General features: G+C 74.1%; 21 protein-coding genes. 12 read left to right on the top strand and 9 right to left on the bottom strand.

Features of this window, described 5'->3' with window-relative positions; genetic code table 11:
- Positions 1-212 precede the first annotated feature (212 nt).
- The gene (locus tag AB0I91_RS24940) at positions 213-2,948 is read left to right on the top strand and encodes an exo-rhamnogalacturonan lyase family protein (protein ID WP_499639082.1); all 2,736 of its coding nucleotides are present in this window, start codon (positions 213-215) and stop codon (positions 2,946-2,948) included.
- A 64-nt stretch (positions 2,949-3,012) separates the two neighbouring features.
- On the opposite strand, the gene AB0I91_RS24935 is transcribed toward AB0I91_RS24940, so the two are convergent.
- From AB0I91_RS24935 to AB0I91_RS24925, 3 genes are read right to left on the bottom strand one after another with little or no spacing between them, the layout of a single operon-like run.
- The gene (locus AB0I91_RS24935) at positions 3,013-4,656 is read right to left on the bottom strand and encodes an extracellular solute-binding protein (protein WP_498778564.1); all 1,644 of its coding nucleotides are present in this window, start codon (positions 4,654-4,656) and stop codon (positions 3,013-3,015) included.
- 55 nt (positions 4,657-4,711) lie between these two features.
- Positions 4,712-5,599 carry a carbohydrate ABC transporter permease gene (locus tag AB0I91_RS24930; RefSeq protein WP_499616357.1) on the bottom strand — a complete coding sequence of 296 codons (888 nt, stop codon included), beginning with the start codon at positions 5,597-5,599 and terminating at the stop codon, positions 4,712-4,714.
- The gene (locus tag AB0I91_RS24925; RefSeq protein WP_498778562.1) at positions 5,596-6,627 is read right to left on the bottom strand and encodes an ABC transporter permease; all 1,032 of its coding nucleotides are present in this window, start codon (positions 6,625-6,627) and stop codon (positions 5,596-5,598) included. Before AB0I91_RS24925 ends, AB0I91_RS24930 begins: the two co-directional genes overlap by 4 nt.
- A 194-nt stretch (positions 6,628-6,821) precedes the next feature.
- Between AB0I91_RS24925 and AB0I91_RS24920 the strand changes: the two genes are divergently transcribed.
- From AB0I91_RS24920 to AB0I91_RS24910, 3 genes are all read left to right on the top strand, one after another.
- A complete protein-coding gene (locus AB0I91_RS24920) occupies positions 6,822-7,835 on the top strand; it encodes a hydroxyacid dehydrogenase (protein ID WP_499639080.1) in 1,014 nt (337 codons plus the stop codon).
- Positions 7,836-7,899: 64 nt separating this feature from the next.
- On the top strand, positions 7,900-9,759 hold the full coding sequence (locus AB0I91_RS24915; RefSeq protein ID WP_499616351.1) for a DUF2264 domain-containing protein: 1,860 nt from the start codon (positions 7,900-7,902) through the stop codon (positions 9,757-9,759).
- Positions 9,756-10,538, top strand: coding sequence for a sugar phosphate isomerase/epimerase family protein (locus AB0I91_RS24910; protein ID WP_499639078.1), 783 nt, complete (start codon positions 9,756-9,758; stop codon positions 10,536-10,538). The genes AB0I91_RS24915 and AB0I91_RS24910 overlap by 4 nt, the downstream gene beginning before the upstream one ends.
- A gap of 106 nt (positions 10,539-10,644) precedes the next feature.
- Here AB0I91_RS24910 and AB0I91_RS24905 read toward each other — a convergent pair whose 3' ends face one another.
- Positions 10,645-11,799 carry a glycerate kinase gene (locus tag AB0I91_RS24905; RefSeq protein WP_499639076.1) on the bottom strand — a complete coding sequence of 385 codons (1,155 nt, stop codon included), beginning with the start codon at positions 11,797-11,799 and terminating at the stop codon, positions 10,645-10,647.
- A gap of 114 nt (positions 11,800-11,913) precedes the next feature.
- Between AB0I91_RS24905 and AB0I91_RS24900 the strand changes: the two genes are divergently transcribed.
- The 4 genes from AB0I91_RS24900 to AB0I91_RS24885 are packed head-to-tail and all read left to right on the top strand — an operon-like array spanning position 11,914 to position 14,832.
- The gene (locus AB0I91_RS24900) at positions 11,914-12,075 is read left to right on the top strand and encodes a hypothetical protein (protein WP_498778557.1); all 162 of its coding nucleotides are present in this window, start codon (positions 11,914-11,916) and stop codon (positions 12,073-12,075) included.
- Positions 12,072-12,983 (top strand): DUF6807 domain-containing protein, encoded by a 912-nt coding sequence (locus AB0I91_RS24895; RefSeq protein WP_498778556.1) that lies wholly within the window; start codon positions 12,072-12,074, stop codon positions 12,981-12,983. The genes AB0I91_RS24900 and AB0I91_RS24895 overlap by 4 nt, the downstream gene beginning before the upstream one ends.
- Positions 12,980-13,726 (top strand): cupin domain-containing protein, encoded by a 747-nt coding sequence (locus AB0I91_RS24890; protein WP_498778555.1) that lies wholly within the window; start codon positions 12,980-12,982, stop codon positions 13,724-13,726. Before AB0I91_RS24895 ends, AB0I91_RS24890 begins: the two co-directional genes overlap by 4 nt.
- Positions 13,723-14,832, top strand: a complete 1,110-nt coding sequence (locus AB0I91_RS24885) for a Gfo/Idh/MocA family protein (protein ID WP_498778554.1) — start codon at positions 13,723-13,725, stop codon at positions 14,830-14,832. The genes AB0I91_RS24890 and AB0I91_RS24885 overlap by 4 nt, the downstream gene beginning before the upstream one ends.
- Positions 14,833-14,903: 71 nt before the next feature.
- On the opposite strand, the gene AB0I91_RS24880 is transcribed toward AB0I91_RS24885, so the two are convergent.
- A complete protein-coding gene (locus AB0I91_RS24880; RefSeq protein ID WP_499639074.1) occupies positions 14,904-17,267 on the bottom strand; it encodes a hypothetical protein in 2,364 nt (787 codons plus the stop codon).
- Between the two features lie 77 nt (positions 17,268-17,344).
- On the bottom strand, positions 17,345-18,766 hold the full coding sequence (locus AB0I91_RS24875; RefSeq protein WP_499639072.1) for a hypothetical protein: 1,422 nt from the start codon (positions 18,764-18,766) through the stop codon (positions 17,345-17,347).
- A gap of 181 nt (positions 18,767-18,947) precedes the next feature.
- Here AB0I91_RS24875 and AB0I91_RS24870 point away from each other — a divergent pair, with 181 nt between their 5' ends.
- The gene (locus AB0I91_RS24870) at positions 18,948-19,301 is read left to right on the top strand and encodes a helix-turn-helix domain-containing protein (protein WP_499639070.1); all 354 of its coding nucleotides are present in this window, start codon (positions 18,948-18,950) and stop codon (positions 19,299-19,301) included.
- Between the two features lie 10 nt (positions 19,302-19,311).
- On the opposite strand, the gene AB0I91_RS24865 is transcribed toward AB0I91_RS24870, so the two are convergent.
- The gene (locus tag AB0I91_RS24865) at positions 19,312-19,902 is read right to left on the bottom strand and encodes a ClpP family protease (protein WP_498778550.1); all 591 of its coding nucleotides are present in this window, start codon (positions 19,900-19,902) and stop codon (positions 19,312-19,314) included.
- On the bottom strand, positions 19,899-20,525 hold the full coding sequence (locus AB0I91_RS24860; RefSeq protein WP_498778549.1) for a ClpP family protease: 627 nt from the start codon (positions 20,523-20,525) through the stop codon (positions 19,899-19,901). Before AB0I91_RS24860 ends, AB0I91_RS24865 begins: the two co-directional genes overlap by 4 nt.
- Before the next feature lie 144 nt (positions 20,526-20,669).
- Here AB0I91_RS24860 and AB0I91_RS24855 point away from each other — a divergent pair, with 144 nt between their 5' ends.
- Positions 20,670-23,801, top strand: coding sequence for a TIR domain-containing protein (locus tag AB0I91_RS24855; protein WP_499639068.1), 3,132 nt, complete (start codon positions 20,670-20,672; stop codon positions 23,799-23,801).
- Between the two features lie 24 nt (positions 23,802-23,825).
- Here the strand turns inward: AB0I91_RS24855 and AB0I91_RS24850 are convergent, their stop codons facing one another.
- Positions 23,826-24,350, bottom strand: a complete 525-nt coding sequence (locus tag AB0I91_RS24850) for an SUKH-4 family immunity protein (RefSeq protein ID WP_498778547.1) — start codon at positions 24,348-24,350, stop codon at positions 23,826-23,828.
- A 58-nt stretch (positions 24,351-24,408) separates the two neighbouring features.
- Between AB0I91_RS24850 and AB0I91_RS24845 the strand changes: the two genes are divergently transcribed.
- Both AB0I91_RS24845 and AB0I91_RS24840 read left to right on the top strand, forming a co-directional pair.
- Entirely contained in the window at positions 24,409-25,365 is a 957-nt protein-coding gene (locus AB0I91_RS24845) for a DUF1152 domain-containing protein (RefSeq protein WP_499639066.1), read from the top strand.
- Positions 25,366-25,492: 127 nt separating this feature from the next.
- On the top strand, positions 25,493-26,098 hold the full coding sequence (locus AB0I91_RS24840; protein ID WP_498778545.1) for a hypothetical protein: 606 nt from the start codon (positions 25,493-25,495) through the stop codon (positions 26,096-26,098).
- The last annotated feature ends 27 nt before the right edge of the window (positions 26,099-26,125 follow it).

Genomic DNA, 26,125 nt, shown 5'->3' with positions numbered 1-26,125 from the left:
TGCACGCGATGTTTCCGGCGGACTGTCCCGGTGTCAAATCACCATTCCGGCGGATTCGCCCCGGTGTGGGCGCGTGCGGCGAGGCCTTCCTGTAACCGTATACCGCCGTTCGTGGACATCTTGACAGGGGTGATGGCCCATGCTGGCATTACGGTGCTGTAAACGTTTTCATCACCCTTGCCCGGAGTTCGACCCGCCGGAGTGGAGCACCCATGGCGATGATCTCCCGACGTGATCTCATCCTCGGCGCGGCGGCGGTCGGCGCCGTCGCGCAGGTCGGCCGCGGCGCCACGCCGGCGCACGCGGCGCCCGCCGTCGGCACGCGGCCCGCGACGGCGAGCGGCGCACCGGCCGACGGCGTCCCGCTCAGGTGGCTGGAGGGCGGCACGCCGAAGCAGCTCGCCGCCGGGTCCACCTGGGGCGTGCCGTGGCCGAGGGGCGCGGTGCCCAACGGGCAGGCGTTCGCGTTGCGCACCGGCGCCGGACAGCCGGTGCCCGTGCAGACGTGGGCCACCGCGTACTGGCCGGACGGTTCGCTGAAGTGGACCGCGCACGCCATCGGCGCGGAGGCGCCGCCCGCCGAGGCGTACGTGCTGACCGCCGGCACGCCCGCCGTGCCCGCGGCGGCGGTGAAGGTCGCGGACCGTCGCGACGAGGTCGAGGTGAGCACCGGCGTCCTCCGGTGCGTGATCCCCAAGAAGGGCGACCGGCTCGTGCGCGGCCTGTTCCGGGGCGACCGCGAGATCGCCCGCGACGGCCGCCTGGTGTGCCTGCGGCAGGACGGGCCGGTCGACGAGGAGGGCGGCGTGGCGAAGGCGGAGAAGTTCACCGGCCGCACGGAGAAGGTCACGGTCGAGCAGTCCGGCCCGGTCCGCGCCGTCGTCCGGATCGACGGCGGGCACCGGCACGGCAACCGGACGTGGCTGCCGTTCACCGTGCGCCTGTACTTCTACGCGGGCAGCGACGGCGTCCGCGCCGTGCACAGCTTCGCCTACGACGGCGACGAGAAGAAGGACTTCGTGCGCGGCCTGGGGATCCGGTTCGAGGTGCCGATGCGCGACGAGCCCCACAACCGGTACGTGCGCTTCGCCGGGCCCGGTGACGGCGTGCTGGCCGAGGCCGTGCGCGGCATCACCGGCCTGCGCCGCGACCCCGGCGCGGCGGTCCGCCGGGCACAGGTGGCAGGCCAGGCGACCCCTCCGGTGTCCACGTGGGACACCAGGGTCTCCTCCCGGCTGCACCTGATCCCCACCTTCGGCGACTACTCGCTGCGCCAGCTCTCCGCCGACGGGTTCCAGCTCCGCAAGCGCACCAGAGCGGGCCACGGCTGGATCCCCGTCGACGCCGGCGGCCGGGCGGGCGGGCTCGGGTACGTCGGCGGCCCCGGCGGCGGCTTCGCCTTCGGCATGCGCAACTTCTGGCAGCTGCACCCCACCCAGCTCGACGTCCGGGGCGCGGCCGGCGAGACGGCCGAGGTCACCCTGTGGCTGTGGTCGCCCGACGCCGAGCCGATGGACCTGCGCTTCTACCACGACGGCCTCGGCCAGGACACCTATCCGGAGCAGCTCGAAGGCCTGGAGATCACCTACGAGGACTACGAACCCGGTTTCGGCACCCCGTACGGGATCGCGCGCACGACGGAGCTGGTGTTCTGGGCGCTGGAGTCCACGCCGGCGGCGGAGCGGATCGCCGAGCTGGCCGACGCGGTGCGCACGCCGCCGCTGATCGTCGCGCCGCCCGCCCACCTGCACGCCGCCGGCGTGTTCGGCGACTGGTCGCCGGTCGACCGCTCGACCCCGGCGAAGGCCCGCATCGAAGACCGGCTGGACCTGCTGTTCGAGTACCACAGCGGGCAGGTCGAGCAGCGGTCCTGGTACGGCTTCTGGGACTACGGCGACACCATGCACAGCTACGACGGCGACCGGCACGTGTGGCGCTACGACGTCGGCGGCTACGCGTGGGACAACTCCGAGCTGTCCACCGACCTGTGGCTCTGGTACCACTACCTGCGCACCGGCAAGGCCGAGGCGTTCCGCTTCGCCGAGGCGATGACGCGGCACACCGGCGAGGTCGACGTCTACCACCTCGGCAAGTGGCGCGACCTCGGCACGCGGCACGGCGTGCAGCACTGGGCCGACAGCGCCAAGCAGGCGCGCATCAGCAACGCGGGCTACCGGCGCTTCCTCTACTTCCTCACCGCCGACGAGCGCGTCGGCGACCTGATGCGCGACCTCGTGGACGCCGACCGGACGTTCCTGGCCCTCGACCCCATCCGCAAGATCCGCACGGGGCCGTACGAGCCCGATCCGCACGCCCTCGGCGTCAGCACCGGCACCGACTGGAGCGGCCTCGCGCTCGCCTGGCTGACCGAGTGGGAGCGCGGCGGCGACCCGGTCGCCCGCGAGAAGCTGCTCAACGGCATGCGCACCATCGCCGCGATGCCCAACGGGTTCGCGCGCGGCAGCGGCCTGTACGACCTCGACGACGGCACGTTCGAGCCGACCGGGCCCGCCGTGAGCGTCGGTTCGCTGGGCGCGGTGTTCGGCCTGGTCGAGCTGTGCAGCGAGCTGATCTCCCTCACCGGCGACGAGGCGTTCACCCGGGCGTGGCTGCAGTACTGCCGCCTCTACAACGGCACCGCCGCCGAGCAGCAGGCGGAGACGGGCCAGTCGTGGGGCAGCCTGAACCTGCGCCAGGCCCACTCCCGGCTCACCGCCTACGCCGCCGCGAAGCTCGGCGACCCGAAGCTCGCCGACCGGGCGTGGGCGGAGTTCGCGAAGGGCCACGCGGGCTACCCGGAGGACCACGACTTCCGGTCGAGGCGGGTCGAGGGGCCGAACGTGCTCAAGCCGGTGGACGAGGCCGACCTGAGCACCAACGCCTCCGCCCAGTACGGCCTGGCCGCGATCCAGTGCCTCGCCCTGGTGGGCGACCGCCTGCCCGCGTGACCGGAGGACGTCGAAGCCCCAGCCCCGACCGGCGTTGTCGGTCGGGGCTGGAGCTCCAGGGGCGTCACTGGTTGGCCGCGTGCTCCTTCGCCAGTTCCTCGGCGACCTGGTCGCCGCCTGCCTGCCGCCACTGGGTGACGACGTCCGGCCAGGCCGACGGCGGCTTGCGGCCGAAGGCGATCGCGGCGATCCCGTCACCGAGGATCTGGCTGAGCTGGGCGCCCTTGCCCGCCTCGGTGGCCGAGCGGAGCCCGGTGGCGGGGTTGCGCACGCTGCGGGGCAGGGTGGCCTTCTGCCACTCGTGCACGGCCTTGGCCGCGTCCGGGAAGCCGGGCAGGTGCAGCACGGCCGGCGCGGCTCCGACGTACCTGGTCGGCAGCAGCGAGTTGTTCTCCTGGCTGTAGAGGTCGGTGGTCTTGATGCCGTCGGCGTCCTTGGTGAAGTGCTTGCCCTCCACGCCGTAGTTGGCGAGTTCGTACTCCGTCGTGCCGAACGGCGCGCTGAGGTAGTCGACGATGCGCAGCAGGAGCTTGATCCGGGCCGACTCGGCCTTCTTGAACGTGACGTAGCCGAACACGCCGGGACCCTGCCACGGCGTGGCCTGCGGCCCGTACGGGCGGCCGAGGTCGAGGGCGAACCGGCCGTTGATCTTCTTCAGGGTCGACAGGCTCACCGAGCCGAAGCCGTCGTTCATCGTGGCGACCGTGCCGTTGTGGTAGTGGCTCTGCATGTCGGTGGAGCTGACGGTGAGGCTGTCGGGGTAGTGCGTGCCCGCCTCGACCAGCTTGCGCATGACCTCCAAAGCCTGCTCGAACTGCGGTGTGGTGATGGTGTGCGTGAACGCGCCGCCGTTCGCCGACCACGTGTTGGGCGCGCCGAGCGAGCCGGCGTGGTAGGTGATGCCGCCGAGGCCGCCGAACAGCGTCTTGAACCAGCCGACGCCCCACTTGCGGTCGCCGGTGAGCTCCTTCATGGCGTCGAGGTACTGCTCGGTCGTCCAGTCCTTCGGGATGCCCGCCGCGTCCAGCGCCGACCGGTTGACGAACAGGCTGTTGGCCGGCATCGGGCGTTCCAGCGGGATGCCGTGGATCCGGCCGCCGATGCGGCCCATGCCCTGCCAGGCGTAGGTGGGCAGGTTGGCCAGGTTCGGGAACTCCTTGACCGCGTCGCCGCCGACGTACTCCGACAGGTCGGCGCACCGGGCCTGGACGAACTCGGCCGCGTGCGGCAGGGCCAGGTTCGAGAACATGATCAGGTCCGGCAGGTCGCCGCCCGACGCCATGAGCGTGGCCATCTTCTGCCCGTACTCGGGGTCGGGCACCACGATCACCTTCAGGTTGACGCCCAGCGCCTGGTTGATCGCCTGCCAGTACTGGTTCTCGCCGACCGGCTTGGGCGGCGCGCCGTAGGACAGCACCATCACCGTGACGTCGGACCCGTCGCCCACCGGGCCGTCCACCGACCGCACGAGCCGCTCGGGGTACTTGAGGTAGAGCGGCTGCACGCCGGAGTCGTCGCCGGGCGCGTCCGGGGCGGGACCGGCGAACGGCACGTACGTCGGCCACGGCGCCAGGTCCTTGCCCGCGTTGGAGACGCCGCCACCCGACGCGCCGCCGCCGCACGCCGTGAGGAAGGACGGGACGGCGAGGCCGAGCGCGCCGACGCCCGCCAGCCGGAGCAGGGAACGGCGGTCGATGCGGTGGTCCATGACGAGGTTCCTCTCCCGGCTGGAAGCCGAAAGGAGTGGTTGCGGTGGAGGGGGTTCAGGCCTTCAGCGCGCCGGTGACGACGCCCTTGACGAAGTAGCGCTGCAGGAACGGGTACACGCACACGATGGGCAGCGTCGCGAGCATCACGACGGCCATCTGCACCGATTGCGGCGACGTGACCGCCAGCTCGCCCGAGGTCTCGGCCAGCGACGCCCCGCCGGTGACGTACTGCCGCAGCACGGTGCCGATCGGCCACTTGGCCTGGTCGTTGAAGTAGATGATCGCCTCGAAGAAGCGGTTCCAGTACGCGACCGCGTAGAACAGGCCGACCACCGCGATGACCGCCTTGGACAGCGGCAGCACGACCTGGCGCAGGATGCCGAGCTCGCCCGCGCCGTCGATGCGCGCGGCGTCGATCAGCTCCGGCGGGATCGACTGGAAGAAGCCGCGCATCACGACCAGGTTGAACACGTTGACCAGGAACGGCAGGACCAGCGCGGCGTAGGAGTCGAACAGCCCGGCCCCCTGCACCACCAGGAACAGCGGCACCATGCCCGGCGGGAACAGGAACGTGAACAGCACGAGCAGCAGCAGCGGTTTGCCGCCGTACACCCGCGGCCGGCTCAACGTGTAGGCCAGGCCGATCGTGCAGACCAGGCTCAGCGCCGTGCCGACGATCGTGACGCCCGCGCTGACCAGCAGCGCGCGGCTGATGATCCCGCCCTGGAGGATCTCGGCGTAGGAGTCGAACGTGAACTCGTCCGGCCACACCACCCAGCCGCCGTGCGAGATCACGTCCTGCGGGCCGGCCAGGCTGGTCGCCAGCACCGTCCACAAGGGGAAGACCACCAGCGCGACCACCACGGTCAGCGCCACGGCCTTGGCGGCGCGCACCGCCGGGGTCGGCCGGCCCGTCCAGGCCGGGGCGCTCGTCCTGCTCATGACCGGTAGACCCCCTGTTCGCCCAGCCGGTGGGCCACCTTGTTCGCCGTGTAGATCAGGACCACGCCGATCACGCCCTTGAACAGCCCGACCGCGGCGGCGTAGCCGAAGTCGCCGTTCGCGAAGCCGGTGAAGTACACGAAGGTCTCCAGCACCTCGCCCGTCTCCGGGCCGACCGACTGGCGCTGCAGGAAGAACTGCTCGAACCCGATCGACAGGAACTCGCCCAGCCGCAGCACCAGCAGCAGCACGATCACCGGCCTGATCGCGGGCAGCGTCACGTGCCACAGCCGCCGCCACCAGCCCGCGCCGTCCAGCGCCGCCGCCTCGTACTGCTGCTCGTCCACTTGGGACAGTGCGGCCAGGAAGATGATCGTGGCCCAGCCGCACTCCTTCCACACCAGCTGCGCGATCACCAGCGGGCCGTAGGCGTCGGGGTTGCCGATGACCGAGATGCCGCCCAGGCCCAGGGTCGACAGCCAGCCGTTCACCACGCCCGCGCCGCCGAGCATCTGCTGGAACAGCGCGACCACGATGACCCACGACAGGAAGTGCGGCAGGTACACCACGCTCTGCACGAACCGCCGCAGCGTGTCGCCGACGACGCTGTTGAGCAGCAGCGCCAGCGCCAGCGGCGCGGGGAAGAAGAACACCAGCTGCAACGCGGCGATCAGCAGCGTGTTCTTCACCGCGTTCCAGAACAGCGGGTCGGTGACCATGCGCTCGAAGTGCGCCAGGCCGACCCACTCGCTGCCCGAGACGCCCAGGAACGGCACGTAGTCCTGGAACGCCAGCACGTTCCCGAACAGCGCGCCGTAGTGGAAGAACAGGAAGTACGCCAGACCCGGCGCCGCGACGAGCAGCAGCACCCGGTCGGCCCGGATGCGGCGCAGGTGGCCGAGGCGCGGACGACCCACCTCCGGTGGGGCGGGCGCCGTCCCGGTCGGGGGACTGGCGCCGCCGCGGACCCGCGTCATGCTCACGTCGAACGCCTCTCTCGCGGTGCCGAGCCGAAACAGAATGTTCACGAACATAAAACGGTTACACGTGTTCGTCAACGCCTTGCGTGCCCGGTGTTCCAGGGTGTATTCGCCTGTAGTGGCTCTGACTTGGACTGAGCTGCGGGCATTGTGGGCGGGACGGCTTGTGCGTAGAGTGACGTGTGGATGCAAACGTTTACATGGATCGGCCGCTGCCCGGCCCACTGATAGGAGCCCACTCCGTGTCACGGCGACCTGTCGCGGTCTTCGCCCTCGCCCCCTGGGCGCTCGCCGACGTCTTCCCGCCCGACCTCGTGACCCGGTTGCGGCACCTGGTCGACATCGACCCGGCGGCGACGTTCACCTCGTTCGACGGGCCGGCCGCCGCGGCGGCCCTGGCGGGAGCGGACGTCCTGGTCACGGGGTGGGGCAGCCCGCGCGTCGACGCCGTCGTGCTGGCCGCCGCGCCGGGGCTGCGCGCGATCGTGCACGCCGCCGGCACGGTGAAGTCGACCGTCGACCCCGTCGTGTTCGAACGCGGGGTGGTCGTCTCCTCCTCGGCCGACGTCAACGCCGTCCCGGTGGCCGACTACACGATGGCCATGCTGGTCCTGGGCGCCAAGCGGGCGTTCGGCCGCGCCCGGCGGTACGCGACCGCCGCCGAGGGCGCGCCGCGCGACTGGCTGCCCGGCGACGGCACCGGGCTGCACGACTGCACCGTCGGCGTCGTCGGCGCGTCCCGGATCGGCCGCCTGGTGCTGCGGCGGCTCCGGGCGTTCGACGTCGAGGTGCTGCTCCACGACCCGCACGTGTCCCGCGCGGAAGCCGCCCGCCTCGGCGCGGAGTCGGTGGGGGTGGACCAGCTCTGCCGCCGCAGCGACGTCGTCACGGTGCACGCGCCCGCCCTGCCCGAGACCCGTCACCTCCTCGACGGCCGCCGGCTGGCCCTCCTGCCCGAGGGCGCGCTCGTCATCAACACCGCCCGCGGCTCGCTGATCGACACCGAGGCGCTGACCGCGGCGTGCGCCACCGGCCGGATCTCGGCGATCCTGGACGTGACCGAGCCGGAGCCGCTGCCGGCCGGGCACCCGCTGTTCGCCCTGCCCAACGTGCTGATCACCCCGCACCTGGCCGGCGCCCAGGGCCGGGAGCTGCGGCGCATCGGCGAGTTCGCGGTCGCCGAGGTGGGCCGGTTCGTCCGGGGCGTGCCGCTGCTCGGGCGGGTGGAGCCCGAACGCCTCCCGTACAGCGCGTGACGAGCCTTGACCGAGGATGGACCCGAGCCCGCCGCCACACCGCGAGCGGAGAGGAACGGATCGCGTGAACCCCTTGGCCGACCTGGCGGAGGACCGGCGGCTCAGCCCGCGCACCGGGTACACCCGCGCGCACTGGGAGACCACCGCCGACGTGCTGCTGGACGCCGCGTGGCGGTGGGCGAGCCCCGGCGGCGCCCGGCTGGACCTGCCCGGCCCGGCGTCGGGCAGCGGCGTGCGCAGCGACGGCCTGGAGGGCTTCGCCCGGACGATGCTCGCCGCCGGCTACCGGGTCGCGGGCGCGGGCGGCGACGACCCGCACGGCTGGCTGGCCCGCTACGCCGACGGCCTCGACGCCGGCACCCGCACGCCCGGCGCCGACGACGCCGAGTCGTGGCCGGTGATCCGCGACCACCACGTGCAGGGCCAGCCGATGGTGGAGGCGGCGTCGGTCGCGCTCGCCCTGCGGGTGACCCGGCCCTGGCTGTGGGACCGGCTGGACGACGCCGTGCGCGACCGCGTCGAGGCCTGGCTGCGCGACGCCCTGCACGCCCTGCCCGCGCCGAACAACTGGTACCTGTTCCCGCACGCCGTGGCCGGGTTCCTGGAGTCGGTCGGCCGCGGCGACGCCGACACCGCCCGCGCCCGCGAGCGCGCCCTGGACCTGCTGGAGGCGTGGTACCGGGGTCAGGGCTGGTACTCCGACGGGGACGGGCGGGCCTTCGACCACTACAACGGCTGGGCGCTGCACCTCTACCCGGTGCTCGACGCGCACCTGGCCGGCACGGGCACCCCGCACGGCGAGCGGCTGCGCGCGCACCTCTCCGGGTTCTCGCTGCTCTTCGGCGGCGACGGCGCACCCGTCCACCACGGCCGGTCGCTGACCTACCGGTTCGCCGCCGGCGCGGCCGTGGCCCTCGGCGCGGTCACCGGCCACACGCCGCTCGCGCCGGGCGCGTCGCGCCGGCTGCTCAGCGGCTGCCTGCGCTACTTCCTCGACCGGGGCGCGGTGGACGACCGCGGCCTGCTCAGCCTCGGCTGGCACGGCCCGTACGCCCCGGTGGTCCAGCACTACTCCGGGCCGGCCTCGCCGTACTGGGCGTCGAAGGCGTTCGTGTGCCTGCTGGCCGGACCCGACGACCCGCTGTGGACCGAGGTCGAGCGGGACGCGCCGGTCGAGGAGCGCGACCACGTGCTCGGCCTGCCCGCGCCGGGCTTCCTCGTGCAGACCACGGCCGCCGACGGGATCGCCCGGCTGCACAACCACGGCAGCGACCACGTGCGGCCGACCCACGCGGAGACCGCCGAGGGCGACGACCCGCACTACAGCCGGTTCGCCTACTCCACCCGCACCGGTCCCACCCCAGCGCGCAACCCGGCTGACAACCACTTCACCGTGGTCTTCCGCGGCCTGCGCGCCGCCCGCCGCCGCATCCACCCGCTCGGCGCGGGCCACGGCGACGGCTGGGGCTGGGCCGCCTCGTGGCACCGGCCGGTGTTCCCCGGCGGCTCGCCGCTGCTGCCCGCGTTGCGGGTGGAGAGCGTGGTGGTCGCCCGAGGACCGCACGAGCTGCGGGTGCACCGCGTGGTCGGCGCGCCGCCGGGGGCCGGGGTGGAGCTGACCGGCTGGGCCGCCGGGCCGGACCTGTCCTCGGTGCTGCACCCGCTGCACGGCTGGGAGTCCGCCGACGAGGTCACCGCGCCGGGCGGCACCGCGTTCACGCCGTCGGCGCGCGTGCCGAGGCTGCGCGGGGTCGGTGGCGGCACGTCGGTCCACGTCGCGCTGGCCGTGCTCGCCGGCGGACCGGTGGACGTCCCGGAGGTGGTGTCGGTCGTGGCGGCCGGGCCGGAGGCCGTCGAGGTGCGCTGGTCGGACGGGCAGGTGACGAGGGTGTCGTTCGCGCCGCTGGAGGTGGTGCACGGGTGAGCGGGTGGCGGTTCGCGGTGAGCACGCTCGGCGCGCCCGGCGTGCCGGTGGCGCGGAGCGCGGCCGTGGCGGCCGAGCACGGCTGCCACGGCCTGGAGGTCCGCGCGCACCCCGACGAGGAGGTCCACCTCGGGATGTCGGCCACGCGGGCGGCGCGGGTGCGCGACCGGATCACCGACGCCGGCTTGGAGGTCGCCTGCCTCGCGGGTTACCCGAAGGTGTGCCGGCCCGGGCCGGACGGACCGGTGGTCGACGAGCTGCGCGCCCTGGTGGAGTTGGCGGCGCTGCTCGGTGCGCCTTCGGTGCGGGTGTTCCCCGGCGGCGGGAGCGCCGGTGAGGACGGGCGGGCGTCGGGGCGGATCGCCGCCGTGCTGCCCGACCTGCGCTCCGCCGGCGTCCGGCTGCTGGTCGAGACGCACGACTCCCACCCGACCGGTGAGGCGGCGCGGCGACTGGTCGCGCCGTTCGGCGACCCGGGGCGGGTGGCGGTGCTGTGGGACGCGGTGCACCCGTGGCGGGCGGGCGAGCCGCCGGAGCGCACCCGCGCGGTGCTGGGGGAGTACTTGGGGTACTTCCAGGTCAAGGACGTGGCCGCCGACGACCCGACCCCGGTCCCGCCGGGTGCCGGCGACGTGCCGCTGGCGGCGTGCGGCAGGCTGCTGGCGGACTGGTCGGGGTGGGTGTCGCTGGAGTGGGAACGCGCCTGGTACCCCGGCATCGCACCCCTGCCGGTGCCGCTGCGCGCGGCGGCCGAGTGGTACGCCCGGTGGCGGCCGTGACCCGTCGCCCGCGGTGCTCACGGTTGCTTGCGGGACGCGGCGATGACGTGCTGGGCGGTCGTGCGGGTCTCTTGGTCCGGGATGGGGCGCGTGCGGCGGGGTGGCTTCACCCGTGATGGTGCGGGGGCCGGTCGTCGGGGAACGCGGCGGCGATGCGCTCTCCCAGGCGTTCCAGCAGCGGCTCGGCGTGGGTCAGGCAGGTGGGCACGTCGGGCTCCAGGTCGGTGAGCGCGAACGCGGCGGCGAACCCGGCGGCGGCCAGCTCGGCGCGGTCGAGGTCGCAGGTCCCGGTGGCGGCGACCGCGGTCGCGCCCGCCCGCTTCGCCGCCGCGGCGACGCCGACCGGCGCCTTGCCGCGCAGCGTCTGGTGGTCGAGGCGGCCCTCACCGGCGATGACCAGCCGTGCGCCTTGCAGCCGGTCCGCCAGGCCGGTGAGCTCCAGCACCAGGTCGATGCCCGGTCGCACCCGGGCCCCGAGCGCCAGCAGGGCGAACCCCGTCCCGCCCGCGGCCCCCGCGCCGGGCACGGCGGCGGCATCGGCGTCCAGCAGGTCCGCCCAGCGGGCCAGGTCGGCGTCCAGGGACGCGACTAGCGCGGCGTCCGCGCCCTTCTGCGGCCCGTACACCGCCGCCGCGCCGTGCGGGCCGAGCAGCGGGTTGTCCACGTCGCTCGCCACGACCAGCCCCACCTCGCCCAGCCGGGGGTGCAGCCCGGCCCGGTCGACCGCGCGGACGGCGCGCAGCGGCGAGGTCGTCGCGTCGAGGGCCACCCCGTCCGCGTCGAGCAGCCGTGCGCCGAGACCGGCCAGCAGACCCGTGCCGCCGTCGGTGGTGGCGCTGCCGCCCAGGCCGACCACGACGGTGGCGCACCCCGCGTCCAACGCCGCGGCGATCACCAGCCCGACGCCGAACGTGGACGCCGCCGCCGCGCGCTCCGGGGTCGGCGGCACGTCCCCGACCAGGTCGAGACCGGACGTCTCGGCCAGTTCCACGACCGCGACCCCGTCACGGACCGCGTAGCGCGCCTCGACCGGACGGCCCAGGGGATCGGTCGAACCCACCGGCACCGCCGTGAAACCGGCCGCGAGCAGGGCGTCCAGCGTGCCCTCGCCGCCGTCGGCCACCGGGTGCTCGTGCACGTCCGCGCCGTGGCGGCGCAAGCCCCGGGCGACGGCGGCCGTGGCCCGGCGCGCGGACAGCGAGCCCTTGAACGAGTCCAGTGCCACGACGACGTGGCCCGCCTGCGGCGGAGGTGCGGTCACCCGGCAATGGAAAGCGCTTTCCAACGTGCTGTCAAGCGGTCCGCCGGGCCTTGACTGCGCGCGAGGCAACCCTGAATACTCGCTGGAAAGCGCTTTCCGAGCAAGGGGGTACGGGTGGACGAGGTCGTCATCGCGCTCGACGGCGTGACCGGCGGGGTGGAGCACCGCCGGCGCCCGGCCGGCTCCGCCCTCCCGGTCCGGAGCGCCTTCCGGCCGGTCGGCGGCGTGCCGGCGGGTGCGTGTGGGCGGGTCGACGTGCCGGAGCTGTCGCGGTGAGCGCCTTGGCCGTGCGGCACGACCTCGGGTCCGCGCTGACCGTTCGCGCCGGTGACGTCGACCTCGTCCGCTACACCTACGCGCCCGACACGCCGCGCCTGGAGTCGCCCAAGCCGTACCTGCACCCGGTCCGGACGCGGGCGGGGCGGGTGGTGAGCTTGTTCCGCCCGCACGACCACGTGTGGCACAAGGGGATCGCGTGGTCGTTGCCGAACGTCGGCGAGGAGAACTTCTGGGGCGGTCCGACGTACGTGCACGGGCGGTCCTACGTGCAGCTGGACAACAACGGCACCCAGGCGCACCGGCGGGTGGTCGACGTCGGCGTGGACGGGGAGCGGGCCTGGTTCACCCACGAGTTGGACTGGGTCACCCAGGCCGGCGACACGGTGATCACGGAGCGTCGGACGATCGGCGCGTCCCTGCTGTCGGCACAGGCGTGGGCGTTGACGTTCGACACGGCGATGACGAACACCTCGGGTGGCGGGATCGCGTTCGGCTCGCCGACCACGCGTGGCCGGGAGAACGCCGGGTACGGGGGCCTGTTCTGGCGCGGGCCGCGCTCGTTCACCGGCGGGACCGTCGTGACGCCCGACGGCCCCGGTGGTGACGAGGTGCGCGGCCGGCGTGCCGAGTGGATGGCCTTCGCGGGCCGGCACGACGGCGACGACGCGCGGTCCCTGGTGCTGATGGTCGACCACGGGGCCAACCCGCACCACCCGCCGCGGTGGTTCACCCGGTCCGAGGACTTCGCCTGCCTGAACCCGGCCCCGTTCTTCAGCGAGGAGCTCGTCGTCGCGGACGGGGAGACCGTGCGGTTCCGCTACGGCGCCGGGGTGGCCGACGGCGGCGAGGAGGACGCCGCGGCCCTGGCGGATTCGGTGCGCGGTGTGTTGGGTGAGTCGGTGTGAGCACGTTCCCCGGCGGGACGTCGTTGTCGTTCCTGGACGTCTACGACGACGCGGCGCCCGATGGCGTGGTGGGCGGGAGCCCGCACGTGCACCTGGCGTCGACCGAGTGCTACGTGGTCGTGGGCGGTGAGGGCGAGCTGCACGCGGTGACCCTCGACGGCTGCCGCGAGATCCCGCTCGTGGCCGGTTCGGTGGTGTGGTTCACCCCCGGCACGATCCACCGCGCGGTCAACCACGGCGGCCTGCGGGTGGTCGTGCTGATGGGCAACGCGGGGTTGCCGGAGGCGGGTGACGCGGTGATGACGTTCCCGCCCGAGGTCGTCGCCGACCGCTACCGCTACCGGGACGCGGCGACGTTGCCGGTCCGGGCGACGGAGGCCGAACGCGCCGCCGACGCGCGCCGACGCCGTGACCTGGCGGTGGAGGGCTTCGTCCGGATCCGGGACGCGGTCCGCGCCGGTGACCCGGGTCCGCTGCGGGAGTTCTACGCCTCGGCGGCGGCGCTGGTCCGGGGTCGGGCCGGCGCGTGGGCGGACATCGTGCGCGACGGGCCGCTCGGCCAGGCCGAGGCCACCCTCTCGATCACGCGGGACGTGGCGCGGGGCGTGACCGCGCACCTGGAGCGGGCGGCGGTGTTCCGGACGCCGGAACCGGAGCGGGTGTTCGGCATGTGCGGGCGGCTGAGCCCGGTCGACGTGGATCTCCACCTGGAAGTCGCAGCGGACGAGGAGCACTTGTCTTGACCAGTCGTAGCTACACCTGCGCGATCGTCGGCACGGGCGCGATCGCCGGCGCGCACGCCGAGGCGATGAGGAACCTGGCCGGGCGGGCGCGGCTCGTCGGCGCGGTCGACCTCGACCCCGACCGGGCCGCCGCGTTCGGCGCGACCTGGGACGTGCCCGCCTACCCGACCCTGACCGCGCTGATCGAGGCCCGACGACCCGATCTGGTGCACGTGTGCACGCCGCCGGGGACGCACCTGCCGCTCGCGTTGGAGTGCCTGGCGGCGGGCGCGGTGCCGGTGGTGGAGAAGCCGCCGGTGCTGTCGTTGGCCGGTCTCGACCGGTTGCGGGAGGCCGAGGAGGCGGCCGGGGTGCCGATGGCGACCGTGTTCCAGCACCGGTTCGGGTCCGGCGCGGTGCGGTTGCGGCGGCTGGTGGCCGAGGGCGCGCTGGGCCGGCCGCTGGTGGCGTCGGCGAGCACGTTGTGGTTCCGCGACGACGACTACTTCGCCGCGCCGTGGCGGGGGAAGTGGGAGTTGGAGGGCGGCGGGCCGACCATGGGGCACGGGATCCACCAGTTCGACCTGCTGCTGTCCATCCTGGGGCAGTGGCGCAGCGTCACCGCGATCGCCGCGCGCCAGGCCCGGCCGACCGACACCGAGGACGTGTCGGCGGCGCTCGTGCGGTTCGACTCCGGCGCGGTGGCGACCGTGGTCAACTCGGTGGTCTCGCCGCGCCAGACCAGCCAACTGCGCTTCGACTTCGAACGGGCGACCGTCGACCTGGAGCACCTCTACGGGTACGACGACTCGCACTGGACGTTCACCGCCGCTCCCACGTCGCCCGAGGTCGTGTCGGCGTGGGACGGCGGGCCGGCCGACACGCCCAGCGGCCACACCGCCCAGCTCGCGGCGGTGCTCGACGCCCTCGACACCGGCGGGACACCGCCGGTGTCCACTGCCGACACCAGGGTGACCATGGAGTTCGTCGCCGCCGTGTACGCCTCGGCGTTCACCGGCCGCACGGTCGACCAGGGCGAGATCACCGATGGCCACCCGTTCTACGAGAGCATGGCGGGCACCGGCGCGCCCTGGCTGACCGCGACGTCCGGTCTCCGGCGCTCGTGACAATTGCACCGTTGCGTTGAACGGCGCGGGTTTGCCGAAGCGGGCGCGGGATTGCTCCCGCGCCCGCAAGGTCACGAGACCTTCGGGTGGATCTGGGTCTCCCGGCCGGTGAGGGCGTCGATCGCGAAGACCCGTTCGATCCTCGGGTTGGCCTGGAGCGTCGGGAAGTCCGTCAGTTCGACCGGGTCGCCCTCGGCGCGGTTGGGGCCCACCAGGACGTAGACGTCGCCGTTGGCGCTGCGGGCCGGGCTGGCGGCGACGTCGTCCGACACCGCGCGTTCGGGCTGCTTGGACGCTTCGGGTTCGGCGCGGGCGTCGAGGTTGGTCATGAACTCGGCCAGGTCCATGAGGGAGTGCCGCCGGCCCTGGGCGTCGATGGTGTCGCCGGCCCAGAAGAAGGACCCCTCGCCCTTGGTGGCGAGGATGTCGCGGATGGTCTCCTGCCAGCGCTCGCCTTCCTGCGCCGGGAGGTCGCGCAGGTCGAGGCAGGGCTTGCCGTCCACCGAGGTGATCGGGAAGCCGTGCTGGTCGCGCTCGGACCGGCCGTCCTGCTCACCACCACCACCCGCCCCACCGCCGCCGTGCTCGCCGCTGTCGCGATCCCGGCCTTCACGGTCGCCCGCTTCACGATCGCCGCGGTCGCGGTCACCGGCCTCACGGTCCCGGTCATCGCGCTCGCCTGCTTCACGGTCCCGGCCTTCGCGGTCGCTGCCTTCGCGGTCGCTGCCGTGGCGGTCTCGGCCGTCGCGGTCACCGGCTTCGCGGTCGTTGCTGTGGCGGTCCCGGCCTTCGCCGTCCCGGTCATTGCGGTCGCCGGCGTCGTGGTCGCGTCCGCCGTGCTCGCTGCCGTCGCGGTCGCGTCCTTCGCGGTTGCCGGGCTCGCGGTCCTGGCCGGGGCGGTCGTGGTCGGAGGTGTCACGGCCGCCGCGACCGCCCTGATCCCCTGGCGACTGCTCACCGGGACGGGGATCGGCGAGGTCCGGGACGGGCGGGGTCGTGGGCAGCGTGCCACCCGGCAGGGACGAGCCCGGCGTTCCCGCGCCGGCGCCCGACGAGCCGCCGGAAGTGCCCGTGCCGCCGCCCGTGTCGAGGTCGGGGATCGTCGGCTGCTTGAAGAGGTCCTTGGGCACTTCCGGGATCGGCGGCATCGGCGGAGGGGTCATGCCGCCGGACGGCGTCGTCGCGCCGGGAGCGGTCGGCGACCCCGCACCGCTGCCGGTGGATCCCGAGCCACCTCCCGACGGCCCGCCGCTCGAACCACCGGGCAGACCGCCGGAACTGCCGGGGAGTCCGCCGGAGCTGCCCGGGAGACCGCCGGAGCCGCCGGCCGAACTGCCGGAACCGCCGGCTGAACTGCCGCCCGTGCCGAGGTCCGGGATGGTGGGCTGCTTGAACAGGTCCTTCGGCACCTCGGGGATGGGAGGCGTCGGCGGCGGTGTGGTGTTGGCCGAGGGGGCGGTGCTGCCGGCCGGGGTCTTGGTGCCCGAGGCCGACTCGCCGCCGGTCGTGGGCGTGGTCTTGAGGGCGTCGGCGAGGTTCGCGCCGACGCCGCCACCGGAACCGCTCGGGACGGGCGGCGGGTCCGGGATCTCGGGGAAGTCGGGCACCGGCGCGGGCTGGGGGGTGGTGGCCTGCGGGGGCGGGGTCGACGTCCGGGCGGCGGCGGTCTTGGTCTCGTCCGGGGAACCTGCGCCGTTGGCGGTGGGCATTGTGGCCGGGGTGGACGGCTTCGTCGCGGTGTCGGCGGTGGGCATTCCCGGAGTGCCCGGCATCGTGGGCGTCGGGGGCATCTGGCCGGTGGGGATCCCGGCGGACTGGCCGGCCGGTGCGCCGCCGCCTTGACCTCCTGGTGTGCCGCCCTGGGATTCCGGGTTGGTGTAGTTGGAGGCCTGCGTGGTGCCGTCGGCGCCCGGGATGTCGTTCGTCGGCGGCACCTGCGGCCCGCCGGGCTGGGAGGCGATTCCGGCGCCGCCGCTCCCGGCGCCGCCGGGAATCGTCTCAGTCGGGGTGACCGGCGGGCCCTGGGTGGTCGCGGTGCCGTTGGGGCCGCCGGTCGGTGCGCCTTGCGGGCCGTCGGCGATCGTGGCGGGTTCGACCGAGGCGAACTGCTCGCCGCTGGCGCGGTCGGCTTCCTGCTGCGTCTGCGCGGTGGCCTTCAGGCCGTCGCCGACGAGCCCCAAGGTCGAGGCGGCCTTGCCCGTCAGCTCGACCGACTTGGTGGTGGAGGCGTTGAACGCCTCGACGGCGAACGCGCCGGCGGTGCCGAAGGCGTTGCCCGCCAACGCTTGGCCGGACAGCTTCGAGGACACCTCCTCGTAGCCGGTGCGCAGGTTGTCGGCCTGCTGCTGGAGCGTGTCCATCGCGGACGCGTCCATCGTGAAGCCGGAGTCGCCGCCGGGAGGGGGCGGCGTGCTGATCGTGGTGGGGGTGACCATGGCGTTGCCTCCGCGGAACGCAGGGAAGTGGGAAGGACGGGGAGGTTCTCGGCCGGGCGGTCGGGGACCGCCCTGGCCTACTCGGTTTCCTCGACCCTGCGGACCGTCGCCTCGCGGGTGGCGTGCACCGCGCGCAGCTCCCCCTGCTCGGCGGCTCGGTAGTGGGTGACCGGCTCGGTGGCGTGGACGGCCCGCTCGTACTGCACGGGGGCGTCGGCGCGGGTTGCCTGCACCATCGGCTCGGCCTGCGCGTAGGTCGCCCGCATCATCGGTTCGGCTTGGACGGCGTGGCGGGCTTGCAGCGGCTCGGTCACGTGGGCTGCTTGCAGCGGCTCGGCGTGCACGGCGTGGCGGGCCTGGAGCGGTTCCTCCACGCGGGACGCCCGCATCATCGGTTCGGCCTGGAGCGCCTGCCGCGCCTGGACCGGTTCCTCAGCCACCCGCGCGGAGTAGGTGGGCTCGTCCACGAGCCGACCGACGAGCCGCTCGGCCGCCACGGCGTTCATGGGTCGCAGCACTTCCCTCTCTTCGGCGGCGACCATCCGCGTGGCTTCCATCGGTCGCAGCGCTTCGGTTTCCTCCACGGCGACCATTCGCCGAGCCTCCATGGGCCGCAGCGCTTCCGTTCCCTCCGTGGCCAACATCCGCTTGGCCGCCATGGGCCGGGAGGCCTCGGTGGTCTCGCCCTCGCGCAGCATGCGCCTGGACGCGTTGTGGGCCGGTTTCGCCGCCGAAACACCGCTCGTGGCGGCCTCGAAGCGCTCCCAGCCGCGGCCGACCTCGTCCGAGATCTCGTCGAGCTGCTTGACCCGGTCGACCTGGCGGGTCAGCGCCGCGTTCAGGTCGTCCATCTTGGCCGAGATGCTCGTCCCGAGCTGCGACGCGCTGTCCACCACTGAGGCCAGGAACATCGCGATGGACGCGCCGAACGTGATCGGCGCGAAGACGTAGGCGGTGATCGCGCCCGGCACCAGCGAGTTCGAGTACTGGCCGACGGTGTGCAGCAACGCCTCGCGCAGCGCCTGCACCATCGCGCCGCTGTTCTCGACGACCACGCCCTTCACCGCCACCGCGCCGGCCACCGAGTCCAGCTCCTCGCCGAGGGTGTCCATGCTGGTCTGGTAGGCCTCCTGGGCCTTGCCGGTCCACCCCTGCGGCTTGGCCAGCGTGTCGCGCTGCGTCGAGGCCAGCTCGCGCATCCGCTCCGCCGCGGAGCGGATCGCGTCCGCGGTGGCCTGCACGCTCTGCGGGTCGCCCTGCAACTGGTCGATCGGCTCGCGCAGGAAGGTCACGTAGTCGACCGCCCACCCCGCGACGCCCCGCAGGCTCGCGAACGGGTCGTCGGGGAACCGACCGCCGGTCGGCCTGCCGACCACGGAGTCCGGCTCGGCCTCCGCCTCCTTGCCGATCGCCTCGATCCGCTGCTGGACGTCGGCCCTGGCCGCGGTCTTCCTGAGCACGGTTCGCGCGGGGACCACCTCGGCGGTGCCTGTTGCCATGAGCCGGACCTTCCTCACAAGCGCTGGGTTCGAGCCGGGACGGGGACGCCTGACCCTGGCAGTCAAGTGATCGCCGCCAACGCCGCGCCAACGTTGTGCTAACGATCAACGCCCCACCCGCCGTGTCCGCCGGGAGCGGAACCGCTGCCCTTGTGCGCCCGGCCTGCGTCACGATGGCGGCATGGCGGACATCCTCCCTTTCCACCAGAAGCGCACACCGGATCGCACGCCGGATCGCGAGCCGGACCCGCTGTGGCGGGACGTGCTCGGCCGGTCCCTGCGCGCGGCGCGGGAGGAACGGGGCAGCCGCCTCGTCGACGTCGCGGAACGGGCCGGCATCTCACCGCAGTACCTCTCCGAGATCGAACGCGGCCGCAAGGAACCGTCCAGCGAGATGATCGCCGCCGTCACCGGCGCGCTCGGCGTCGACCTGTTCGACCTGCTCGCCGACATCGCGAGCGACGTCCGCCGGCACCGCCGCACGGGCCCCGCGGCCGGACGTCGCCCGGCGGGACCCGTGCTCCTGGCCGCGTGAGGCCCCGGCCTCAGTCCCGGTGTTCGAGGACGCGGTCGGCGAGCCCGTAGCGGACCGCGTCCGCCGCGGAGAACACCCGGTCGCGGTCGGTGTCGTGCCGCAGTTCCGCGACGTCGCGACCGGTGTGCAGCGACAGGATCGCCTCCAGCTGAGCACGCACGCGCACCACCTCGTCGGCCTGCAGGATGAGGTCCGGGATGGTGCCGCGCCCCTGCGCCGCGGGCTGGTGCAGCACCACCCTGGTGTGCGGCAGCACGAACCGGTGCCCGGCCGCGCCCGCCGCCAGCAGCACGGCGCCGGTCGCCACCGCCTGGCCGACGCACGTCGTCGACACCGGCGCCTTGATGTAGCGGATGGTGTCGTAGAGCGCGAGCATCGCGGACGGGTCGCCGCCCTCGTTGTTGATGTAGAGGTTGATCTCGCGGTCCGGGTTGTCCGCCTCCAGGTACAGCAGCTGCGCGATCAGGGCGTTGGCCACCCCGGAGTCGATCGCGGTGCCGAGGTAGACGATCCGCTCGGACAGCAGGTGCGAGTAGACGTCCATGATCCGCTCGCCGCCCGGGGCGCGGGTGATGACGTTGGGGATGGTGTACGTGCTCATGCGCGCGCCCCCGTCCGCGGGCCGAGCCCCAGCTCGTGCGTGCGCACGGGCACGACCTGGTCCAGGCGTTCGACGACCTGGTCGATGAAGCCGTAGTCGAGCGCCTCACCGGTGGTGAACCAGCGGTCGTGCAGGGAGTCGGTGAAGATCCGGTCGATCGGCTGGCCCGTGTCCTCCGCGATGAGCCCGAGCACGGTGTCGCGGGTGTGCCGCAGGTCGTCCGCCTGCACCTGCACCTCGACGGCCGACCCGCCGATCCCGGCCGAGCCCTGGTGCATCAGGATGCGGGCGTGGGGCAGGGCGAAGCGCTTGCCCGGCGTGCCCGCGGACAGCAGGAACTGCCCGGCGCTGCACGCCAGTCCCAACGCGAGGGTGGCCACGTCGCACGGCACGAGCCGCATCACGTCGCGGATCGCGAGCATCGCCGGCACCGAGCCGCCCGGCGAGTGGATCCACAGCGCGACGTCCTTGTCGGGGTCCTCGGCGGCCAGGGACAGCAGCTGGGTGGCGAGCACGGTGCCGTTGTCGTCGTCGAGCGGGCCGTCGAGGACGAGCACCCGCTGGCTGAAGAACCGGTCTCGCAGTCGGTGGTCGAACAAGGGCTGCTTGGCGTTGTCGGTCATGCCCCGACCATGCCCGGGCACGGGCGCGTCTCGCGGCACGTGCTGCTGTGGGCAGATCAGCCCTCGGCAGTGGGCGAGGTAGCGCTGGGGCGGGTTCGGCCGACACAGTGGCAGTGGGGATCGCCGCGCGGTGGGGAGGAACGGGTGGAGTGGGACTTCTTCCTGGCGCACGCCGGCGCGGACAGCCCCACCGCCGAACGGCTGCGGTCCCTGCTGGAACCGCACGCGACGGTCTACGAGGACTCGATGCTGCGCGCGGGCGACGAGTGGGACCTCGTCCTCGACCGGCACCTGCGGGCGTCGCGGATCACCGTGGTGCTGGTGTCCCGACGCACGGAGAACGCCGTCTACCTGCGTGAGGAGATCGTCCGCGCGATCACGCTGGCCCGCGCGGACGGTCGGCGGCGCGTCGTGCCGCTGGTGCTGGAGCAGGTGGACGCCCTGCCGTACGGGCTGGAGCTGCGGACGCCCCTGCGGCTGGGTGACGGCCTGGACCTGGCGGGTGCGGCGGCGAAGCTGCTGGAGTCGTTGCGCGACTCGCGCCTGCCGCGCGGCGAGGGACCGCACGAGGTCGCGGCGCAGCTCGGGCCCCTGCTGCGCCGGCTCGACCTGGACGCGCTGGGCGGCGTCGCCTCCGAGCTGCTGGCCGCGGCCGTGACCGAGGTCGGCGGTTCCGACGCGCTGTGGCCGCACCTGGCCCGGCGCGGCCTGGACCCGCGGGTGCTGCTGCCGTCGCTGCCCGGTCACGACGAGGCGCTGGCCCGCTGGGTGCTCGGCGCCGAGGCCGTGCCGGGCGCGCGCGACCTGCCGGCGGCGGTGCGGCGGCAGCTGGTGCGCCGGCTCGCCGACGAGCGCACCGACCTCGATGCGGCCTCGGTCGAGCTGCGGCGCGAGGTGTTGTCCGGCCGGGCCGCCACCCCGGACGCGCGACGACTCGCCAACGCCCTGGCCGCCGCCCTGCCGCCGGTCCGGTCGGCCTCGACCCAGGCGGTGCTGGTGCGGCCGGGTGAGGCCGCCGGCCTGCCCGTCGCGCCCACGCCGTTGCACCGCACGGCGTTGGGCATGACGGCGCTGCCGCCGCGCGAGCCCGCGTTGGCCGGTCGGGGCGCGCTGGTGGCCGACCTGGTCGCGCGGGTCACCGCCCGGCTCGCCGAACGGGGCCGGGCCACGGCGTTCCTCACCGGTCAGCTCGGGGCGGGCGTCTCGGCCGTGGCGGTCGAGGCGGCCCACGTGCTGGCCGACCGGTTCCCCGGCGGCGTCCGGTACGTGGACCTGCTCGGCCTCGACGCGCGGCGGACGGCGTCGGACGTGGCGAGGCTGGTGTGCCACAGCGTCGGCGTGACGCCCGAGCCCGGCGCGGAGGCGGCGCACCTGCGTGCCGCCTTGGACGGGCGCGGGGTGCTCCTGGTGCTGGACAACGCGTTGGACGCCAAGCACGTCGCGCCCCTGGTGCCCGCGCCGCCGACGTGCGCGGTCGTCGTCACCTCCCGCAACCGCACGCAGGGCTACGCCGACGTGGTGCTGCGCGTGCCGCCGCTGGACCGCGCGGCGTCGGTCGAGCTGCTGGCCGGGGTGCGCGCCGGCGCGCCGGCCGGGGCGTTGGACCGGATCGCGGCTGCGTGCGCCGACCTGCCGATGGCGCTGCGGCTGATCGCGTCGTGGATGACCAACCACCCGGAGACCGGCGCCGAGGGCGTGGCCAGGCTGGTGGCCCGCGAGCGGACCAGGCTCGCGTTCCTCGACGACGACGTGCTGCCGATGCGGCTGGCCATCGAGCTGAGCTACCGGCACCTGGACGACGACGCGCGCACGGCGTTCCGGTACCTGCCCGCCGCGCCGGGCTCGGCCGCGACCGCCGAGGACCTCGGCCGGGGGCTGGGCCGCGACCCGGACGCCACCCGGCTCACCCTCTACCGCCTGGCCGACCGCAGCGTGGCCGGGTACGAGGAGCTCGGCGACCCGCCCGAACCGGTGTTCCGGCTGTTCGAACTCGTGCGCCTGTACGCGCGGGAGCGGCTGGAGGCGGAGGAGTCGCCGGACGCCGTGGCCCGCTTCCGCAAGCTCCTGCTGACCAGGCTGCGCGACGACCTGCGGGCCGGTGCCGAACCCGACCTCGTCCTCCGGCTCGACCCGACCCCGCTGGTCGCCGCCCGCGACCTCGCCGAACGGGAGGAGTGGTTCGACCTGGCCGGCGACCTCACCGACGGGCTGCGCGCCGTGCACGAGGCGGAGTCCGACGACGAGTCCGTCCGCCGCGACCGCGAGCACGCGGCCCGGCTGCGCCACCGCGCCGGCGACGTCGACGCGGCCGTGCGCGAGTACCTGGACCTGGCGCGCACCCTCGACGGGGAGGCCGCGGCGGCCGCGTTCGCCACCGCCGAGCGCGTCGCCGCCGACGCCGGGCTCGGCGAGCTGGTCGGGCGCGTCACGTTCGAGCTGGCCAGGCACCTCGCGGGCCGGTCCGACCCGGCCGGCGCGCTGGCGGCGGGAGAGCGGTCGGTCGACGCGTTCCGGACCGTCGGCCTGAACGCCACCGCGCTGCCGGTGGCGATCAACAACACCAGGCTCGCCCTGCGCCTGTCGGACTTCGCCGCGGCCCGGCGCTGGGTGGCCGTGACCCGCGCCTTGATGGACGCCCGGACGCCGGTGCGGCTGCGTGCCGACGCGTTCTACGAGGAGGCCAGGGTGGCGACCGGCCCCGGCGCGACCGCCTTGTGGCGCAAGGCCGCGGACCTCTTCGAGGAGGACCGGAACTTCGGCAACGCCGGGCTGGCCGCGTTCTTCGGCGCCCGCGCGGCGCGCCGCCAGTCGTCCCACGCCGAGGCCGCCGAGCTGTTCCTCGCCGCCACCCACCTGCACCGCGCGGCGAAGGACCACGCCCGCGCGTTGTGCGCGACGGTCGAGCTGGCCGCCACGCACGCGGAGATCGGCGAGCACGCGCGAGCCCGGGACCTCCTGGCGGAACTGGACGACCTCCCGAGCGGGGCGTGGCACCCCGGCGTGGTCGCGGAGGTCGGCCTCCGCGTCGTCGTGCTGTCCTACCTGGCCGACGGCTCCCGCCCGGGGCCGGACCAGCTGCCCGCCGTTCCCGCCGACCCCGACGAGCGGACCCGCCGGCTCGACCGGGTCGTGGCCGCCCTGCGCCGGGCGAAGCCCGACAAGGCCGCCCTGCGCCGGTTCGCGGAGTCGCCGATGGTCTACGAGCCACCCGGCCACGAGCACTGGCTGCACGACCTCGGCCGGGAACCGACGGACCGGCGGGCGCTGGGCGCGTGAACCGGACGGCGTCCGTCGCGTCGGTCAGTACAGCCACCGGTCCAGGACGGCGGGCCAGAAGTGCGTCCGGTGGTCGTCGCCCCGCGCGGCCGGGTCGAGGCGGGCGATCCGCTCCACCAGGTCGGCGAGCTCGGCGAGCGCCCGCTCCTCCATCGCCGCGTCCTCGTCCCACTGGTGGATCGCGGTCGAGCCGGCCAGCCAGGTCCCGACGAGGTGCAGCGAGCACAGCCAGTGGTCGATCGAGGAGTTGACCAGCCTCGTGCCGCCCGACGCCCGCTCCAGCACCCGTCCGGTCCCGGGTTCGGCGGCGTAGGTCGTGCCCGGGTCGCGGCCCGCGAGCCGGTACCCCGTCGGCTCGGCCGCGAACGACACCACGTCGACGACACCTTCGAGCACCGGCACGCCACTCGAGACCAGCGACGCCTTCTGCGGTCGCGGCAGTCGCCAGGCGGCCAGGTCCGGCTCGGCGGCGCGGACGACCCGCCCCGGTCCGGCCCAGGCTTCGAGCGCGGTGAAGGCCGGCGGGGTCGGGAGATCACGTGCCGTCACGCTCGACGACGCTAGCCGAGGCGCTCGGTCGCGGGGCCGCCCTCCCTATGATCACGGGGTGTTCACGTTGTCCGAGCCCCCGTTGTTCACCCGGTTGAAGTCCGCGTCGAGCGTGCTGGTCGCGGGCGCGGGCGGTGGGTTCGACGTGTACGCGGGTCTGCCGCTGGCGTTCGCGTTGCGCGCGTCGGGCAAGCGGGTGCACCTGGCGAACCTCTCGTTCAGCCCGCTGGACCGGCTCGACCTCGACGACTGGATCGCGCCCGACGTGGCGGCGGTCGGGCCGGACAGCGCGGGCAGCGACGACTACTTCCCCGAGCGCACCTTGGCCCGGTGGCTGGCCGCCCGCGCGCTGCCGTCCACCGTGCACGCGTTCCCGCGCACCGGGGTGCGGCCGTTGACCGCGGCCTACCGGACGTTGGTCGACCGGCTGGGCGTGGACGCGGTCGTCCTGGTCGACGGCGGCACGGACATCCTGATGCGCGGCGACGAGTCCGGGCTCGGCACGCCCGAGGAGGACGTGGCGAGCCTCGCCGCGGTCGACGCGCTCGACGGCGTGGAGCGACTGGTGGTGTGCCTGGGTTTCGGCGTCGACTCCTACCACGGCGTGTGCCACGCGCACGTGCTGGAGAACCTGGCCGCGTTGGACCGGGCCGGCGGCTACCTGGGCGCGCTGTCCATCCCCTCCGCCTCCGCCGAGGCACGGGCTTACCTGGACGCCGTCGCGCACGCCCAAGCCGCCACCCCGCTGCGGCCGAGCATCGTGAACGGGCAGATCGCGGCGGCGTTGCGCGGCGAGTTCGGCAACGTGCCGGTCACCTCGCGCACCGCGGGCAGCGAGCTGTTCGTCAACCCGTTGATGGGCGTGTACTTCGCGGTCGACCTGCCCGCCCTCGCCGCGTCGGTCGGCTACCTGGACCGGATCCGGGACACCGAAACCATGATCGACATCGGGCTGGCGATCGAGGACCACCGCGAAGACCTCACGCGACGGGCACAGCGCGCGTTCCCGCATTGAGGCTCCGGCCGCCGCGCTTTGTCGCCTGCGCTTGAAACACCGCCGGCCACGAGGGCGACACGTGGGTATGAGGTCCTTGGGGGGATTACTCGTCGGCGTGTGCTTGTTAGGTGCGTGCAGCACTCCGGTGTCGGGTTCGGCGGTCGCGGAGCGGACGAACGCCACCGCGGTGCCGACGTCCGGTGTGCCGTCGTTGACCGACCGGTTGCCCACGATGGTCGAGCAGGCGGCCATTCCCGAGGACGGGATGGCGGACTACGGCTTCACCGGCCCGTCGGCGGAGGAGTACGCCTTCCAGTGGCAGCCGAAGCCGTGCGAGGTGGAGGTCGCCGCCGAACGGGGCTACATGCCCACGCTGTACCGCGAGTGGATCAACGACGACATCGTGCTGCGCCAGGTCGTGACCGGGTATGCCGAGGCCACCGGCGCCGAGGTCCTGCGGCAGGTCGTCGAGGCAACCAGGCAGTGCACCACCTGGACGATCGAGCCGGACCCGCAGCAGTTCACCGTGCTCGAGGACGTCGTCGTGGATGCCCCAGAGGGGGTCGACCCGTTCCTCGGGTACTGCGCCACGACCACGGACGACACCAAGACGTACTGGCTGTGCGCGGCGTTCTTCTCGCACGGGCACCTGCTGTCGTGCGTCTACACGGTCCGGGCGGACTACCCGCCGGGGACGCTGGACGACCTGCACGGCGTCCTGCCCAGGGCGGTGCGGCACCTGACGAGCTGACGTCGCCGGTGCGCACCGCGGCGGGTG

The sequence above is a fragment of the Actinosynnema sp. NPDC049800 genome (assembly GCF_040656635.1).
Lineage (GTDB): Bacteria > Actinomycetota > Actinomycetes > Mycobacteriales > Pseudonocardiaceae > Actinosynnema.
The sequence above is the reverse complement of the archived record's forward strand: the minus strand, read 5'-3'. Positions and strand labels throughout refer to the sequence as shown.

Excerpts from the sequence above, each read along its gene's own strand:
- AB0I91_RS24930 (WP_499616357.1), bottom strand. The coding sequence starts at position 5,599 with ATGAGCAGGACGAGCGCCCCGGCCTGGACGGGCCGGCCGACCCCGGCG.
- AB0I91_RS24875 (WP_499639072.1), bottom strand. The coding sequence starts at position 18,766 with ATGGCAACAGGCACCGCCGAGGTGGTCCCCGCGCGAACCGTGCTCAGG.
- AB0I91_RS24935 (WP_498778564.1), bottom strand. The coding sequence starts at position 4,656 with ATGGACCACCGCATCGACCGCCGTTCCCTGCTCCGGCTGGCGGGCGTC.
- AB0I91_RS24860 (WP_498778549.1), bottom strand. The coding sequence starts at position 20,525 with ATGACCGACAACGCCAAGCAGCCCTTGTTCGACCACCGACTGCGAGAC.
- AB0I91_RS24865 (WP_498778550.1), bottom strand. The coding sequence starts at position 19,902 with ATGAGCACGTACACCATCCCCAACGTCATCACCCGCGCCCCGGGCGGC.
- AB0I91_RS24870 (WP_499639070.1), top strand. The coding sequence starts at position 18,948 with ATGGCGGACATCCTCCCTTTCCACCAGAAGCGCACACCGGATCGCACG.
- AB0I91_RS24940 (WP_499639082.1), top strand. The coding sequence starts at position 213 with ATGGCGATGATCTCCCGACGTGATCTCATCCTCGGCGCGGCGGCGGTC.
- AB0I91_RS24880 (WP_499639074.1), bottom strand. The coding sequence starts at position 17,267 with ATGGTCACCCCCACCACGATCAGCACGCCGCCCCCTCCCGGCGGCGAC.